The following is a 16,630-nucleotide window of genomic DNA, read 5'->3' as shown; positions in this document are numbered from 1 at the left end:
GAAGCCCGATTGACTGACGGGCAATAACAAGCGTTGAGGAAAAACCCATGAAATTTTCGTTGTTCGTACACATGGAACGTTGGGATGAACAGGTCAGCCACCGCCAGCTGTTCGAAGACCTGACCGAACTGACCCTGATGGCCGAATACGGCGGTTTCAGCACCGTGTGGATCGGTGAACACCACGCCATGGAATACACCATTTCGCCAAGCCCGATGCCGCTGCTGGCCTACCTGGCCGCGCGCACCGAGAAGATCCGCCTGGGCGCCGGCACCATCATTGCGCCATTCTGGAACCCGATCCGCGTCGCTGGCGAATGCGCCCTGCTCGACGTGATCAGCAACGGCCGCATGGAAGTGGGCCTGGCCCGCGGCGCCTACCAGTTCGAGTTCGACCGCATGGCAGGTGGCATGCCGGCCACCGACGGCGGCAAGGCGCTGCGCGAGATGGTGCCGGTGGTGCGCAAGCTGTGGGAAGGCGACTACGCCCACGACGGTGAAGTCTACAAGTTCCCGACCTCCACCAGCGTACCGAAGCCGTTCAACGCCACGCCGCCTATGTGGATCGCCGCCCGCGACCCGGACTCGCACAACTTCGCCGTTGCCAATGGTTGCAATGTCATGGTCACCCCGCTGATGAAGGGGGACGAAGAAGTGCTGGACCTGAAGAACAAGTTCCAGGCCGCCCTGGACAACAACCCAGGCGTGCCGCGCCCGCAACTGATGGTGCTGCGCCACACCCATGTGCACAGCCCGGCGGATCCGGAAGGCTGGAAGGTCGGTGCCCAGGCGATCTCGCGCTTCTACCGCACCTTCGATGCCTGGTTCGGCAACAAGACGACCCCGGTGAATGGCTTCCTGGAGCCGAGCCCGGAGTCGAAATTCGCCGAAGTGCCGGCGTTCCAGCTGGAGAACATCCGCAAGAACACCATGATCGGCACGCCGGAAGAGATCATCGCACGCATCAAGTACTACCAGGAACTGGGCGTCGACGAGTTCAGCTTCTGGTGCGACAACAGCTTGCCCCACGCCGAGAAGAAAAAATCGCTCGAGCTGTTCATCAAGGAAGTGGTGCCGGCGTTCGCCTGAATTCCCATTGCCTGAATCATTGCGGGACGCGCCCGCTCCCGTGGGCCCCTTCGGCCTGCGTGAGCGGGCTTTTTTTTGAAACCTGTGCAGTTCCTGTGGGAGCGGGCAAGCCCGCGAAGAGGCCAGTACAGACAACAGAGAAATCAAGGCATCAGGCCACCTTTCGTCCCCCGGCAAGAGAAATTTCCTGACACCTCTTGCACAACAAATATTATGGTATACCATCAGACAACAAGAGCTGATAACCCTCACCAGGAGCCACCCATGAGTTTCGAAATCCGCAAGATCGTCACCTACTCCGAAGAGACCCGCATCGAAGGCGGCAAGGCCACCGACAAGCCGGTGACCATGGTCGGCCTGGCCGTCGTGATCAAGAACCCATGGGCCGGTCGCGGTTTCGTTGAAGATCTGAAGCCGGAAATTCGCGCCAACTGCTCGGAGCTGGGTGCCCTGATGGTCGAGCGCCTGACTGCTGCCATTGGCGGCGCCGACAAGATCGAGGCCTACGGTAAGGCCGCCGTCGTCGGCGCCGATGGCGAAATCGAGCACGCCTCGGCCGTCATCCATACCCTGCGCTTCGGCAACCACTACCGCGAGGCGGTACAGGCCAAGAGCTACCTGAGCTTCACCAACAAGCGCGGCGGCCCAGGCACTTCGATCCAGATCCCGATGATGCAGAAGGACGACGAAGGCCTGCGTTCGCACTACATCACCCTGGAAATGCAGATCGAAGATGCCCCGCGTGCCGATGAAATCGTCGTGGTCCTGGGCGCAGCCGATGGCGGCCGCCTGCACCCGCGCATCGGCAACCGTTACATCGACCTGGAAGAACTGGCTGCCGAAAAAGCCAACGCTCAATAACAACAACCAAGACGGGCCGGGGCGTGGCGTGCTTACCCGCCGCGCCCGACCTTCAAGGAGCGCCCTCCATGATTCAGCCTGTCGCTGAACGCACACCTGCCGGCACCAGCTATCTGGATGTCGGCCAGGGCCAACCCGTGGTGCTGATCCACGGCGTGGGCCTGAACAAGGAAATGTGGGGCGGTCAGTTCGTTGGCCTGGCCAACGACTACCGCGTCATCGCCTACGACATGCTCGGCCACGGTCAAAGCCGCGTACCGGCCGCCGACACAACGCTGGAAGGCTATGCCGACCAGCTCGCGGAACTGCTTGACCACTTGCAAATTGCACAAGCCACCGTGATCGGCTTCTCCATGGGCGGCCTGGTTGCCCGTGCATTCGCCCTCAATTACCCGCAGCGCCTGGCTGCACTGGTCGTGCTCAACAGCGTGTTCAACCGCACCCCCGAGCAAAGTGCCGGGGTGATCGCCCGCGCTGCACAAGCGGCGGAGCTGGGCCCAGACGCCAACGTCGATGCTGCCCTGGACCGCTGGTTCAGCCGTGAATACAAGGCTGCCAACCCCGCGCAGGTCGCCGCCATTCGCCAGGTGCTGGCGAGCAACGACCCGCAGGGCTACCACACCACTTATTCGCTGTTCGCCACTCAGGACATGTACCGCGCCGACGACCTGGGCAGTATCCAGGTGCCGACGCTGATCGCCACCGGCGAACTCGACTCGGGCTCCACCCCGGCCATGACCCGCCAGCTCGCCGCCTGCATTCCTGGCGCACGCAGTGTGGTCCTCGCCGAGCAACGGCATATGATGCCGGTGGAAGCACCGCGTGAAGTCAACAAGATGCTGCTGGACTTCCTCACCCAAGCCCGCACCCTCACCGAATCCGCCAAGGGGATTGTTGCATGACCCTCGTTCGTTTCCAGATGTGCATCGACGGCCAATGGCGCGATGCCCAGAGCGGCAAGACCTTCGACAGCCTTAACCCGGCCACCGCCCAGGCCTGGGCGCAACTGCCCGACGCCGATGAAGCCGATGTGGAGCTGGCCGTTCAGGCCGCCCAGCGTGCCTTCGACAGCAAGGCGTGGCGCAGCATCACCGCCACCGCCCGCGGCAAGCTGCTGCGTCGCCTGGGTGACCTGATTGCCGAGAACAAGGAGCACCTGGCCCAGCTGGAAAGCCGTGACAACGGCAAGCTGATCCGCGAAACCCGCGGCCAGGTCGGCTATCTGCCGGAGTTCTTCCACTACACTGCGGGCCTGGCCGACAAGCTCGAAGGCGGTACCCTGCCGCTGGACAAACCCGACCTGTTCGCCTACACCGTGCACGAGCCGATCGGCGTGGTTGCCGGGATCATCCCGTGGAACAGCCCGCTGTACCTCACCGCGATCAAGCTGGCCCCTGCCCTGGCTGCCGGCAACACCATCGTGCTCAAACCGTCCGAGCACGCCTCGGCGACCATCCTCGAGCTGGCCCGACTGGCCCTTGAGGCCGGCTTCCCGGCCGGCGTGGTCAACGTGATCACCGGCTACGGCCCCAGCACCGGCGCGGCGCTGACCCGCCACCCGCTGGTGCGCAAGATCGCCTTCACCGGCGGTGCCGCCACCGCCCGCCACGTGGTGCGCAGCAGCGCCGAAAACTTCGCCAAGCTGTCGCTGGAACTGGGCGGCAAGTCGCCGAACATCATCTTCGCCGACGCCGACCTGGACAGCGCCATCAATGGCGCCGTGGCCGGCATCTATGCCGCGTCCGGGCAAAGCTGCGTGGCCGGTTCGCGCCTGCTGGTGCAGGATGAAATCTTCGACGTGTTTGTCGAGCGCCTGATTGCCCGCGCCAAGCGCATCCGCATCGGCAACCCACAGGACGACGCCAGCGAAATGGGCCCGATGGCCACCGCACAGCAGCTGGCAGTCGTCGAAGGCCTGGTGGCTGCGGCCAAGGCCGAAGGCGCCAAACTGCATATGGGCGGAAAGCGTGCCGACGTTGAAGGTGACGGCTGGTTCTACGAGCCGACCCTGTTCGAGTGCGACAGCAACGCGATGACCATCATGCAGGAAGAAGTGTTCGGCCCGGTCGCCGCAGTGATTCGCTTCAAAACCGAAGAAGAAGCCCTGGCCATAGCCAACGACTCACAGTTCGGCCTGGCTGCCGGCATCTGGACGCGCGATCTGGGCCGTGCCCACCGCCTGGCCCGCGACGTGCGTTCGGGGATCATCTGGGTCAACACCTACCGCGCTGTGTCGGCCATGGCACCGATAGGTGGTTTCAAGAACAGCGGCTACGGCCGTGAGAGCGGCATCGATTCGGTGCTGGCCTATACCGAGCTGAAGACCGTGTGGATCAACTTGTCCACCGCGCCGATGCCCGACCCGTTCGTGATGCGCTAGGAGGAACACGAGATGATCGAACCCGGCATCTACAAAGACGTGATGGGCTCCTTCCCGTCAGGCGTCACGGTAGTGACCACCCTGGACGCCGACGGCGGCATCGTCGGCATCACCGCCAGTGCGTTCAGCGCGCTGTCGATCGACCCGGCGCTGGTGCTGTTCTGCCCCAACTACGCCTCCGACACCTACCCGATCCTGCGCGACAGCAAGCAGTTCGCCATCCACCTGCTGTCCGCCGACCAGACTGCCGAGGCGTATGCCTTCGCAGGCAAGGGCAAGGACAAGGCCAAGGGCGTCGAATGGCACCTGAGCGAGCTGGGCAACCCTCTGCTGGCCAAGGCCACGGCGATCATCGAGTGCGAATTGTGGCGCGAGTACGACGGCGGTGACCACGCGATCATTGTCGGCGCGGTGAAGAACCTGGTGTTGCCTGAGCAGCCGATGACCCCGATGGTGTACCACAAGGGCAAGCTCGGCGCCCTGCCGCCACTTGGCTGATACATCTTGAGTCGGTGTTGGCCTCTTCGCGGGCTTGCCCGCTCCCACAGGTATCGCACAGATTCCGGAAGCTGTGGGAGCGGGCAAGCCCGCGAAGAAGCCAACACCGATGCCCCTGTTTTCAGGGGTCGCGCTAATCGTCTCACCCTCGGTTGCGGCCCCTTTTTTATGCCGGAGTACTGCACATGAGCAATGAAAAGTACGAAAAGGGCCTGAAAATCCGCACCCAGGTACTGGGCGAGGACTACGTCAACCGCTCGATCCAGAACGCAGATGAATTCACCAAACCGTTGCAGGAGCTGGTCACCGAGTATTGCTGGGGTCACGTCTGGGGCCGCGAAGGCTTGTCGCTGAAAGAGCGCAGCATGATAAACTTGGCCATGATTTCCGCGCTCAACAGGCCCCACGAGCTCAAGTTGCACATTCGCGGTGCCCTGCGCAATGGGCTGAGCCGTGAACAGATTCGCGAAATCCTGCTCCAGGTCGGCATTTATTGCGGCGTACCCGCGGCGGTGGACAGTTTCCGCCTGGCCCGTGAAGCCTTTGCCGAAGCCGATGCGGAGCCAACCCGTTAACAACGGGCTGTTCGAACCACTGCATGGAAAGCCTCGGTTCGGGGCATTCCGCGATGTTGGCGCAACAGCCTCATAAAGAGCGCACCTGATGAAACGCCAGCCACTCGACGACAGCTTCAAGGTCAACCGCAACCCCGTTACTCTGCGCGAAATCGTGCTCGACAAGCTGCGCACCGCAATCATGAACTTTCACCTGTTGCCCGGCGACCGCCTGGTCGAGCGCGACCTGTGCGACCGCCTCGGCGTCAGCCGCACTTCGGTACGTGAAGCGCTGCGTCACCTGGAGTCCGAAGGCCTGGTCGAGTTTGCCGACGCCAAAGGCCCGCGCGTGGCCATCATCACCCTGGAAGACGCACGTGACATCTATGAGCTGCGCTGTGTGCTCGAAGGCCTGATCGTGCAACTGTTCACCCTCAACGCCAAGGCCAAGGACATCCGTGCGCTGGAACGCGCGCTGGAAGTGAACCGCGAAGCACTGGAAGAAGGCGAGTTGCAACAGGTGCTGGATTCGGTACAAGGTTTCTACGATGTGCTGCTGGAAGGCTCTGGCAATCAGGTGGCGGCCCAGCAGCTGCGCCAGTTGCAAGCACGCATCAGCTACCTGCGCGCCACCTCGGTATCGCAGGAAAACCGCCGCGGCGCCAGCAACCGCGAAATGGAAAAGATCGTCGAGGCCATCAAGGGCGGCGACCCGCTGGTGGCCCACCAGGCCTCGGTCGACCACGTCCGCGCCGCCGCCAAGGTGGCCCTGGACTACCTGCGCCAGAAGCAGGATGACAACGCCAAGGTGCGCGACATTGTCGAACCCTTGGCCCTGAAGGAACCCCGCATAGGTCGCTGATCATGCCCAATGCCCCGCGCTACTGCCCGCACTGCACCAAGGAACTGGCCCGGGGCGTTCCCACAGGCGATACCCACGAACGCCTGCATTGCACCGGCTGCGGCTACATCCATTACATCAACCCCAAGATCATCGCCGGCTGCATCATCGAGCGCGATGGAAAGTACCTGCTGTGCCAGCGCGCCATCCCCCCTCGCCCCGGCACCTGGACCTTGCCTGCCGGGTTCATGGAGGCTGGCGAAACCACCGAACAGGCGGCGCTGCGCGAGGTATGGGAAGAAAGCGGGGTACGTGCGGACATCGTCTCGCCGTATTCGATCTTCAGCGTGCCAAAGATCAGCGAGGTGTACATCATCTTCCGTGCCATCGTCACCGAAGAGACCGGGCAGTATGGGCCGGAGACGCTGGCGTACAAGTTCTTCGAACCGGATGAAATCCCTTGGGATGAAATCTACTACCCGGCTATCCGGCAAATTCTCGAGCGCTACATCCTCGAGCGGCAGGCCGGGGTGTATGGCATTTACATGGGCAATGATGACACCGGCAAAGTGCACTTCATGCGCTAGCCTGTCCGGCCTCTTCGCAGGTGAATCTGCACTCCCCCGGATCGCGCAGTGGCAGAGGCTCGTGCAGTGGCACAGCCCCTCACAAAACCCTCGCCAACGGTCTATTCTCGGTGCACCCTAAGGGCCTTGAGAAAGAGGACCGGCAAAGCACATGGCTAGATGGCTAGACGGCGGCGGGCTAATGGCCGAACGCATCCGCAACCACGACTGGGCCAGCACTCCCCTGGGCCCGCTGGAACATTGGCCCGACGCCCTGAAAACCACGATGTCTCTGTGCCTGGCCTCGCGCTTTCCGCAGGCCGTGCTGTGGGGCCCGGACTTGATCACCCTGTACAACGACGCCTTCACCCCGATACTCGGTCGCAAGCCCCTGGCCTTGGGCATCCCCTTCCGCGACGTGTGGCACGAAGCCTGGGATGAAATCAGCAGCATGGCGGACCGTGCGTTGGCCGGTGAAGCGGTGTACATCGAAGACTTCCCGCTGATGATCGACCGCAACGGAGGTTTGGAGCGGGCCTATTTCACCTTCTGCTACAGCCCGATTCGCGGCCATGATGGCGAGATTCTGGGCATGCTCGACACGGTCACCGAAACCACCGCCAGCGTGGTCACCAACCAACGCCTGAACTTTCTCGATACCCTCGGGCGAGCCGTGACCGAGGCGACCGACCCGGACCAGATCATGGCCATAACCACCCGCATGCTGGTCGAGCACCTTGGCCTGTCCAGCTGCGCCTATGCGGTGATGGACCCCGACGAGGACGGTTTCACCATTTGCGGCGATGCGGTGACCCCCGGTTCACCACGCCTGGTGGGCCACTATCACCTGCATGACTTCGGCCGCCTGGCTGTCAGCCGCCTGCGCAGCGGCCTGGCCCTGGTGATCAATGACAACCTGCGCGAACTGGCCACTGACGAGGCGGCGACTTTTCAGGCCATCGGCATTACGGCCACCATCTGCATGCCACTGATCAAGGGTGGCAGGCTGACCGCGCTGATGGCGATTCACGACCGCGTACCCCGGGCATGGACCGACTACGAGCAAACACTGATCAGCGAAGTGACCGAGCGATGCTGGGCACACATACAACGGGCCCAGGCCCATGCCGAAGTGCGCGAAGCGATGGCGGCCCTTGAAGCGCTCAACACCACCTTGGAACATCGCGTCGAAGAACGCACCACTCAGTTGCTGCACACCGAGGCCGTGCTGCGCCAAGCCCAGAAGCTGGAAGCCATTGGCCAGCTGACCGGCGGCGTAGCCCACGACTTCAATAACCTGCTGACCATCATCCGCTCGTCGCTGCACTTCCTGCAGCGCCCCAACCTGGCCGAGGAGCGCCGCGAGCGCTACCTCAAGACCATGTCCGACACGGTCGACCGTGGTGCCAAACTGACCGGCCAGCTACTGGCCTTCGCCCGTCGCCAGGCCCTCAGCCCACAGGTGTTCGAGGCCGGGCCTCGGCTGGAGGCCATGGCCGACATGCTCGACACCGTCACTGGCGCGCGCATCCGGGTCGAGCTGCAGTTACCGCAAGCGCCCTGCCACATCCGCGCCGACCTCAGCCAGTTGGAAACCGCGGTGATCAACCTGATGCTCAATGGCCGCGATGCCATGGCTGGCGAAGGTGCCTTGCAGCTGCGTCTGCAGGCCGACCAGTGCCTGCCTGCCTTGCGCGGTCAGCCTTCGCTGCCTGGCCCGTTCGCGGCAATATCGGTGAGCGACAGCGGCGTCGGTATTGCCAGCGAGTTGTTGGAGCGCATCTTCGACCCGTTCTTCACCACCAAGGCCCCAGGTGAAGGTACCGGGCTCGGGTTGTCGCAGGTGTTCGGTTTCGCCAAGCAATCCGGGGGCGATGTACAGGTGAACAGCATCCCCGGCCAGGGCACCACCTTTACCCTGTACCTGCCGCAGGAGGACTCACCTGCGGCCTTGCCCGAAGACGCCTCGGCCGGCAGCCAGCCGCAGGTACAGGGCGAGCGGCGACGAATACTGGTGGTAGAAGACAACCCCGACCTGGGCAGCTTCACGGCTCAGTTCCTCGAGGACCACGGCTACCAAATCAGCTATGCGCGTTCGGCAGAAGAAGCGCTGGCGCAGTTGACTGGCCCGGCAGGTGATTTTGATGCGGTGTTTTCCGATGTGGTCATGCCCGGCATGGGTGGCTTGGCACTGGCCCGCGAACTTCGCCGCCAGCGCCCGCAGTTGCCGGTGATCCTTACTTCGGGCTTTAGCGATGCGATTGCCGAAGGCGGGCACCAAGGGTTCACCTTCCTGGCCAAACCCTACTCGGCAGAACAGGTGTGCCAGATGCTCGGGCAAGTACTCGGCCACTGATACTTGTCGCAATGGGCGATCAACGGCGCCCTTCTGCCAGCATGCGCACCGCCAGCCCCGCCAGCACCGTTCCCATCAACCAACGCTGAACCTGTTGCCACAGTGGCCTGCCAGCCAGGAACACGGCGATGGAGCCGGCCATGATCGCAATCAGCGCGTTGACCGTAACGCTGATGGCGATCTGCGTCGAACCCAGCACCAGCGACTGCAACAGCACGCTGCCGTGGCCCGGTTCGATGAATTGCGGCATAAGCGACAGGTACATGACGGCAATCTTGGGGTTGAGCAGGCTGGTGGCAAACCCCATGGTGAATAGCCGCCGCGGGCTGTCGGCGGGCAGTTCACGGAGCTGGAACGGCGATTGGCCACCCGGCCGCAGCGCCTGCCAGGCCAGGTACAAAAGGTACAGCGCGCCACCGATGCGCAGCGCGTCGTAGGCAAAGGGTACTGCCATCACCAGCGCCGTGATGCCCATTGCCGCGCAGAACATGTAGATGACGAAGCCCAGAGCCACACCGCCAAGCGAAATCAACCCGGCTTGGCGGCCCTGGCAGATCGAGCGGGAAATCAGGTAGATCATGTTCGGCCCTGGGGTCAGGACCATGCCGAGGCAAATCAGGGCGAACGTGAGCAGTTGCGTGGTTTCGGGCATGGGGGCACTTCCTGGTTGTGCATGAGGGTGCAGCGAGTGTATCTGAAGTCATTCTGAACCGGTAAATTCAGGTCATTTGCCCGGCTATCAAGCCCAGGGCCACGGTAATCATCGCCATCCCCGACACCCGCCCGACCAGCTTTGCCGCCCCCGGCCGGGTGCTCAGCACCGCTTTGGCGCCATAGCCGACCAGCGTGTAGATCACCAGCGAACTGCACAGATGGACCAGCCCCAGCAACAAGATCTGCAACGGTACGGGCCAGCTCGACTGCGGGTCGGTGAACTGCGGCAGCAGGGCCAGGAACAGCAGGAATACCTTGGGGTTCAGGCCGCTGACGCAAAAACCCTTCAACGCCCAGCGCGAGCCCGACTCCCCCGCGCCGCCCTGCCCGGCCGCCGGCAAGGACGGGCTGAGCAACAGGTTACCGCCCAGCCACAGCAAATAGGTGCACCCCGCCAGGGTCAGCAAGGTCAGCGCCAACGGGTGACCAGCCAGCAGGCTGCCAACCCCGGCCGCCACCACCAGCGTGGCCAGGAAATGCCCCGACAACATTCCCGCCACCGCTGGCATCACCCAGCGACCGCGCATGCCTGCAGAGATGGCATACGCCCAATCTGCACCCGGGGTAATCACGAACAGCATCGACACAGCCCAGAACGCCGTCAGCACACTGATAGCCACTTGAATCTTCCTTATCTACTGCATTGGGATGTCGAAAGATTACGGATTTCGCTCGGGGATATTCTTTCGTATATTTCCCCTTGGCATTCATGAATTGGAAAATTCTTCCCAATGGATAGAACTGATCGAAAAATCCTTGCCGAGCTGCAAAAAGACGGGCGCCTGTCGGTAACCGAGCTGGCCGACCGCGTGGGGCTTAGCCTGTCACCCTGTCATCGGCGCTTGAAGGCACTGGAAGAGTCCGGAGCCATTCTGGGCTATCACGCACGGCTGGCACCGAGCGCCCTTGGGCTGAACTTTGCCGCGCTGGTATTCGTGACGCTACGCGAGGTAACCCGCCAGCCGGTGGCGGACTTTGAAACGGCACTGGCGCAGATCCCGCAGATTGTCGAAGCGCAGCGGCTGTTCGGCGACCCCGATTACCTGCTGCATGTGGTAGCCAAGGACCTGCCGGCGTTTCAGAAGCTGTATGACGAGCACCTGACCAGTATTCCCAATGTGAAACGCTTGAGCTCGACCTTGGTGATGAAGGAAGTGATTCAGGATCGGTTGCTACCCATGTAGCTGTTTCCTCTTGTGCCGGCCCCTTCGCGGGTAAACCCGCGCCTGCTGTAGGAGCGGGTTTACCCGCGAAAAGGCCGGCCCAGGCAACCTTTCATCTGCCCTGAAAACGCGCACATCGCACCAACCCAGCCCACCGTGATCCGGTTGCCACCCCCGCCGTCCCTCTACCCCAAGGCCTTCAGCCAGCTGGCACTCTCCTTGCTACCGTCACCCGCTTAAGCTTTTGTCAGCCTTAGTTTTTTTAACGCTTATGGGCACATATTTACTAATTTCTCGTTATCCCCGCGCCCCTCATCATCGCTCCAACAAGAACGCGTCGCCCACCGCCGGCACGCCCCCGGGCAGTTCCCAATGCCCTACCTTGCCTTGGAGTCAGTCATGACCAGTGCAGCCAATTCGGCACCCCTGATAGAAAAACACACGATCGGCTACGTGCCCCCGCAAGACCGCCATGGAAAGGTAAGGGATCTGTTCACACTCTGGTTCGGCGGCAACATCGCGCCGTTGCCCATCGTCACCGGCGCGCTGGGTGTGCAACTGTTCCACCTGAACCTGGTATGGGGCATCGTCGCCATCCTTGTCGGCCACCTGGTCGGCGGGGTGCTGATGGCCCTGCACTCGGCCCAGGGCCCGCAAATGGGCATTCCGCAGATGATCCAGAGCCGCGCCCAGTTCGGCACCCTCGGTGCGCTGTTGGTGGTGGTGATCGCCGGTGTCATGTACATCGGCTTCTTCGCATCCAACATCGTCCTTGCCGGCAAGTCACTGCATGGCGTGGTCGACGCCGTTCCGGTACCGGTGGGCATCGTCATCGGTGCGCTGGGTTCAGGCATCATCGGCATCATCGGCTACCGCTTCATCCACGTGCTCAATCGCATTGGCACCTGGGTACTGGGTATCGGTATCGTGGTCGGCTTCGGCTACATCTTCACCCATGTACAAAGCGACGATTTCCTCACCCGTGGCAGCTTCAACCTGGCCGGCTGGCTGGCCACCGTGTCGCTGGCGGCGTTGTGGCAAATCGCCTTTGCGCCCTATGTGTCGGACTACTCGCGCTACCTCCCGGCAGATGTCAAAGTCAGCTCGACCTTCTGGACCACCTACCTGGGTTCGGCCCTGGGCTCAAGCCTGTCATTCATCTTCGGCGCCGTGGCCGTGCTGGCGATCCCGGCCGGCATGGACACCATGGACGCGGTCAAGCTGGCCACCGGCACGCTCGGCCCGATCATGCTGGTGCTGTTCCTGCTCAGCGTGATCAGCCATAACGCTCTCAACCTGTATGGCGCTGTGCTGTCGATCATCACCCTGGTGCAAACGTTCGCCTACCGCTGGATCCCCACCGCCAAAAGCCGGGCAGTGCTGTCGCTGATCGTGCTGTCAGCCTGCTGCGTGGTAGCGGTGTTCGCTTCGGCAGACTTCATCGGCCACTTCGTTGACATGGTGCTGGTACTGCTGGTGGTGCTGGTGCCGTGGACGGCGATCAACCTGATCGACTTCTACGCCATTCACAAAGGTGACTACGACATCCAGTCGATCTTCCAGGTCGATGGTGGGATCTATGGGCGCTACAACCCGCAGGCACTGATCGCCTACGCTGTGGGTATCGTGGTGCAGATACCGTTCATGAACACCCCGCTGTACGTCGGGCCGATTTCCGAGCACATCAACGGGGCTGACCTGTCGTGGCTGGTAGGGTTGGCGATCACCTCGCCGCTGTACTGGTGGCTGGCGAGCCGAGACAGTGCCTACCGTCGTCGGCAGACCAGCGCCAAGCTGGCAGCGGTGGCTTAAGCTGCACTGGCCATTCGCAGCACAAGGTGAACTGGCCTAAGATCCTGGAGACCTCTTGAGGGCGATAGGTTTCGCCCTCAAGAGGTTCCCGTCAAAGGCTCATGTTTATCGACACGAACGCTGAGCGGCCAGGTGCTGGCGAGAACATCGCCTGGTCGTCGCCGCCCCAGAAGAAGTTGTCGTACCAGACGTATTCGTATTCACGGTCAAACAGGTTTTTAACCTGCAGGTCGACGCTGGTCGACGAGGTAATACGGTAACTGACACTGGCGTCCACGACCACGAAACCGCCGTACTTACCCTGCTCGTTCAGCTCGTCGATATAGTAGCTGCCTTGCGCCCGCCCCTGCGCCCCGAACTTCCAGTCATCGTTGTATCGGTAGTCGACACCCACATTGCTGATGTAGCGCGGGGTGGAAAATACCTCTTTGCCGGACAATGACTGGCCGTTTGCAGCGTAGGCCTTGACCACCTTGGCCTCCTGGATCGCGTGGGACGCCCATACCGTCCATTGATCGTCCAGCTGAGCACTGATCTGCATGTCCACGCCACGCCGGCGTGTTTCGCCAAGGCCGACCGTGGTGCCAGTGCTGGGCATGTTCGCGACTTCATCGGTCGCGTCCTGCTGCCACAGCGCAACCCGCGCCTGAGCGCCCGGGAATGGCTGAAACTTGATGCCCACTTCCTTGCCGGTGTTGATCGACGGGTCGTACGAGGCTTGCCCAGGCACCCTGTAGGCTGGCCCGCCGGAGCCTGTAAGAATCTGGAAGGTACGCCCCCAGTTGGCATAAAGGTCGATCTCGGGCGTGAGGCTGTAGATTACGCTCAGCTTCGGCTGGCGGATCCAGCCATAATCCTGCAGGGATGCCTTGACACCGCCAAGCGTCTCGCTGTTACCAGAAAACTTGTCGACGCGCATGGCAGGAATGATCTTCAGTGCGTCGGTCGGCTGAATGACCGCCTGCACATAACCGCCAATATTGCGCAGGGTGTAAGTGTCGTCGTTCTGCACACGTGCCGGTGTAGCGTCGAAATCAGTCGGGATCCCGTAGCTGTAGCGCAGGCGACGATACTGGTTGTCCTGCTCCTCGTAGTTGATGCCGCCATCCAGCGTCAGCAGATCGTCAGCGCGCCAGGTCAGGTTGCTGAGCATCCCTCGCTGCTGTTCATCCCACTGACGACGCTGGCGTGGCGCGTTGCCGGGCTGGTAATCGGTGAAGGTGATGGTTCGATCATCGTTGTAGCTGTTGTAGTACAGCTTGCTGCTCAGACTCAGGTCGTCGTCGAGCTGCCAGTCGGCGTGCAGGCTCAGCTGCTTCATGTCGCGGTCGTCACCGTCATTGGCGTTCTTGGCCGGCGATTGGGTGCGGCTGGCGTGCAGTTGTTCGCGGGTGAGGAAACCTGACTCCTGGGCCTGGTGGTGGTACAGGCGGGCGATCAGGCCGACACGGAAATCCTGTTCGTCGTTGCTGATGAACCACTTGCCGCCGAGCGAGTATTTGTTGGATTCGCTGTGGTCGCGGTAACCGTTGCTGTCTTGCTTGGCGAGGATATAGTTCTGGGCAAAGTTCCCCTCCTCGTGCCCGGCTGCCAACTGCACTTCGCGCGTGTCGAAACTGCCGTAAGTCACACGGCTATCGACATAGTTCCCACCTTGGCGGGTCGCGAAGTTGATGTTGCCACCGATATTGTGCAGCCCATAGCGCGGATCGTTGGTACCGCGTACAACTTCGATGTACTCGATGTCCAGCGGGAAGATCATGTCGATGAAGCGCTGGTTGCCACTGTTGACGTTGCTCGGCACACCGTCGATCAAGGTCTTGATGCCGTTGATGTAGCCCTCGCCATTGAACGCGCGGAAGGTGACCTTGCCTGACTCGGCACCTTGCCCTGTTTCGGTCAACTGGATGCCCGGCATCTGCCCCAACAATTGCCAGCTGTTCATCACATTCTTGTCTCGCACCTGGTCGCCGCCCAGAACGTCGACCGAAGTAAGCACATTTTCAGTGCTCAAGGCTGTACCGGCAGTTTGGGTAATATTCACTTCACCGAGGATGATGGTGGAGCTACCGGTCTGTTCGGCGAGGATTTCAGGTGTGAACATTGCCGTGAAGACGGCAAACGAGGCTGGGGTGAATCGCATGGAGGTTCCTGACGCGGGGTTGAGTGTGTGTTGGCGCACAGATGAAGAAGGCAGGATCTGCGTCTACCTTATGGCAAATGATGTTATACCATAACAATAAACACTGACGTATCAGGATTTCTTGCCTCATAGCCGCCTCCTTCGCTTGCGCGCCCCGCTGAGGCATGCCTAACACCTCAACACGCGTGACCTTTCCGACAATGCCCTCACCGGCGCACTTGTGGCCACCGGGGAGGCCTGCGAATGCCCACGCCCCTCCTTGACCTCGCTGTAGATGTCGGAGGCGGCTCAAAAAAATGGGCCGGCTTCAGAAGGCCGGCCCGTTTCGCTATTTAGAAGTTGAAGGTGTAGCGCATGATCAGGCGATTTTCATTAGCGCTGTCAGCGTAAGTCGAGCGGTTCGTGGAGTTACGCCACTGGAACGAAACACCCTTCGCCGGACCACTCTGAATGACATAAGAGATATCAGTGACCCGCTCCCATTCTTTGCCATCCTCCCCGTTGAGGCGGAGTGAAGCAGCTTGGCGGCTGGTCAGCAGATCAGGATTGACATCATCACCTTTCATGTACCGAGTGGTGAACAGCAAGCCCGGTACACCCATCGCGGCGAAATCAAAGTCGTACCTTGCGAACCACACTCGCTCCTCAGGGGCAGTGAATGTACTGACCAACGACTCGCCGAACAGATAGGTATCCGTGCCGTTCACGAACGCAAACGAGGTGTCGCCCCAGGCCTTCTGGTAACCGCCACCGATGGTGTGTCCCTTGATGCTGTAGGCGAAGTAGCTGCTCAGCGTTCTGTTATCCACCTCACCCAGTTTTTTGGAGCCCGTCTCGCTGGCATCGAACACGCGAACATCCGCGATCACATTGCCTTCCCACAACGGCTTGATGACTTTAATGCCGGCGAAGTAGGATTTATAGAGATCTTCAAGTTCGGCGGCGTGCAAACTGAAGGTCATGTCCTTCGCAGGCTTGAAGTCAAATGCCAGGTAGTTGTAGTGATCCGCCTCAACCGGGGCATAGCCAGTGGCTGTGAGTGATTCGAAATCGGTGGAATTACGCTGCTTCACTGCGTTGACTCTTGTAGCCGTTACCGTCAATTTATCGATATCGTTGACGGTCAGCGAACCACCGCGAAAGACCTGAGGCAGCAAGCGGCTGTTATTACTCCAGAGTAGAGGCATCAGAGGGTTTACCCCCCCTATCCTCAACTCCGTCTTACCCATCCTCGCTTTGGCGGTGGCCACGAACTTACCGTATTCATCCTCAACCTGCCTGTTGGAATCGTAGGCCAGCAGCCCTGATCCCGTTCTGTCCGGGCTGGAATCAAGCTTCACCCCCAGCAAGCCCATCGCATCAATACCGAAGCCCACTGGCCCTTCTGTAAAACCGGATTGCAGGTTCAAGATAAAACCTTGCGCCCACTCATCGCGCTTGGACTGAGTGGCGCCATCATTGCGAAAATCCCGATTATAGTAAAAGTTCCGGAGCTCAAGGCTGCCTTTGAAGTCTTCCACGAACGCGGCAGAAGCATAAGGCGCGACTAGCAGTGTTGCTGAACAAGCCAACGTTTTTTTAAAAGCAATAGACATCACAGGCACCTTGTTCTTGTTGTGTGCTTGAGCATGGTCCGCCGCTAAGCGCCCCATGC

Annotated in this window: 15 protein-coding genes; 11 read left to right on the top strand and 4 right to left on the bottom strand. The window is 61.3% G+C overall.

Annotated features, from left to right (window positions below; translation table 11 throughout):
• The first annotated feature begins 47 nt into the window (after window positions 1-47).
• The 9 genes from ACI7M0_RS10620 to ACI7M0_RS10580 all read left to right on the top strand — a co-directional run bounded on the left by ACI7M0_RS10620 (window position 48) and on the right by ACI7M0_RS10580 (window position 9,144).
• Window positions 48-1,088 carry an LLM class flavin-dependent oxidoreductase gene (locus ACI7M0_RS10620; protein ID WP_129932042.1) on the top strand — a complete coding sequence of 347 codons (1,041 nt, stop codon included), beginning with the start codon at window positions 48-50 and terminating at the stop codon, window positions 1,086-1,088.
• 264 nt (window positions 1,089-1,352) lie between these two features.
• Window positions 1,353-1,949, top strand: coding sequence for an amino acid synthesis family protein (locus tag ACI7M0_RS10615; protein ID WP_003256068.1), 597 nt, complete (start codon window positions 1,353-1,355; stop codon window positions 1,947-1,949).
• A 68-nt stretch (window positions 1,950-2,017) separates the two neighbouring features.
• A complete protein-coding gene (locus ACI7M0_RS10610; protein ID WP_129932043.1) occupies window positions 2,018-2,851 on the top strand; it encodes an alpha/beta fold hydrolase in 834 nt (277 codons plus the stop codon).
• A complete protein-coding gene (locus ACI7M0_RS10605) occupies window positions 2,848-4,329 on the top strand; it encodes an aldehyde dehydrogenase (RefSeq protein ID WP_129932044.1) in 1,482 nt (493 codons plus the stop codon). Before ACI7M0_RS10610 ends, ACI7M0_RS10605 begins: the two co-directional genes overlap by 4 nt.
• A 12-nt stretch (window positions 4,330-4,341) precedes the next feature.
• Entirely contained in the window at window positions 4,342-4,827 is a 486-nt protein-coding gene (locus ACI7M0_RS10600) for a flavin reductase family protein (protein WP_014590641.1), read from the top strand.
• Window positions 4,828-5,012: 185 nt separating this feature from the next.
• A complete protein-coding gene (locus ACI7M0_RS10595) occupies window positions 5,013-5,402 on the top strand; it encodes a carboxymuconolactone decarboxylase family protein (RefSeq protein ID WP_003256073.1) in 390 nt (129 codons plus the stop codon).
• 88 nt (window positions 5,403-5,490) lie between these two features.
• Window positions 5,491-6,243 (top strand): GntR family transcriptional regulator, encoded by a 753-nt coding sequence (locus ACI7M0_RS10590; RefSeq protein WP_010954490.1) that lies wholly within the window; start codon window positions 5,491-5,493, stop codon window positions 6,241-6,243.
• Window positions 6,244-6,245: 2 nt separating this feature from the next.
• Window positions 6,246-6,809, top strand: a complete 564-nt coding sequence (locus tag ACI7M0_RS10585) for an NUDIX hydrolase (protein WP_010954491.1) — start codon at window positions 6,246-6,248, stop codon at window positions 6,807-6,809.
• 151 nt (window positions 6,810-6,960) lie between these two features.
• Window positions 6,961-9,144 carry an ATP-binding protein gene (locus tag ACI7M0_RS10580; protein WP_104961446.1) on the top strand — a complete coding sequence of 728 codons (2,184 nt, stop codon included), beginning with the start codon at window positions 6,961-6,963 and terminating at the stop codon, window positions 9,142-9,144.
• Between the two features lie 19 nt (window positions 9,145-9,163).
• On the opposite strand, the gene ACI7M0_RS10575 is transcribed toward ACI7M0_RS10580, so the two are convergent.
• Both ACI7M0_RS10575 and ACI7M0_RS10570 read right to left on the bottom strand, forming a co-directional pair.
• Window positions 9,164-9,796 (bottom strand): LysE family translocator, encoded by a 633-nt coding sequence (locus ACI7M0_RS10575; protein ID WP_003256077.1) that lies wholly within the window; start codon window positions 9,794-9,796, stop codon window positions 9,164-9,166.
• A gap of 67 nt (window positions 9,797-9,863) precedes the next feature.
• Window positions 9,864-10,478, bottom strand: a complete 615-nt coding sequence (locus tag ACI7M0_RS10570; RefSeq protein ID WP_064493008.1) for a LysE family translocator — start codon at window positions 10,476-10,478, stop codon at window positions 9,864-9,866.
• A 111-nt stretch (window positions 10,479-10,589) separates the two neighbouring features.
• On the opposite strand from ACI7M0_RS10570, the gene ACI7M0_RS10565 reads away from it, so the two are divergent.
• Window positions 10,590-11,042 (top strand): Lrp/AsnC family transcriptional regulator, encoded by a 453-nt coding sequence (locus ACI7M0_RS10565; protein ID WP_003256079.1) that lies wholly within the window; start codon window positions 10,590-10,592, stop codon window positions 11,040-11,042.
• A gap of 378 nt (window positions 11,043-11,420) precedes the next feature.
• A complete protein-coding gene (locus ACI7M0_RS10560; protein WP_014590635.1) occupies window positions 11,421-12,833 on the top strand; it encodes a cytosine permease in 1,413 nt (470 codons plus the stop codon).
• A gap of 91 nt (window positions 12,834-12,924) precedes the next feature.
• On the opposite strand, the gene ACI7M0_RS10555 is transcribed toward ACI7M0_RS10560, so the two are convergent.
• On the bottom strand, window positions 12,925-14,976 hold the full coding sequence (locus tag ACI7M0_RS10555; RefSeq protein WP_129932045.1) for a TonB-dependent receptor: 2,052 nt from the start codon (window positions 14,974-14,976) through the stop codon (window positions 12,925-12,927).
• Between the two features lie 332 nt (window positions 14,977-15,308).
• Entirely contained in the window at window positions 15,309-16,628 is a 1,320-nt protein-coding gene (locus tag ACI7M0_RS10550) for an OprD family porin (RefSeq protein ID WP_129932046.1), read from the bottom strand.
• Window positions 16,629-16,630 lie beyond the last annotated feature (2 nt).

Source organism: Pseudomonas sp. 10(2024), assembly GCF_045164175.1.
Taxonomy (GTDB): domain Bacteria; phylum Pseudomonadota; class Gammaproteobacteria; order Pseudomonadales; family Pseudomonadaceae; genus Aquipseudomonas; species Aquipseudomonas alloputida.
Note: the sequence above shows the minus strand (reverse complement) of the source record. Positions and strands in the feature narration are given on the sequence as shown.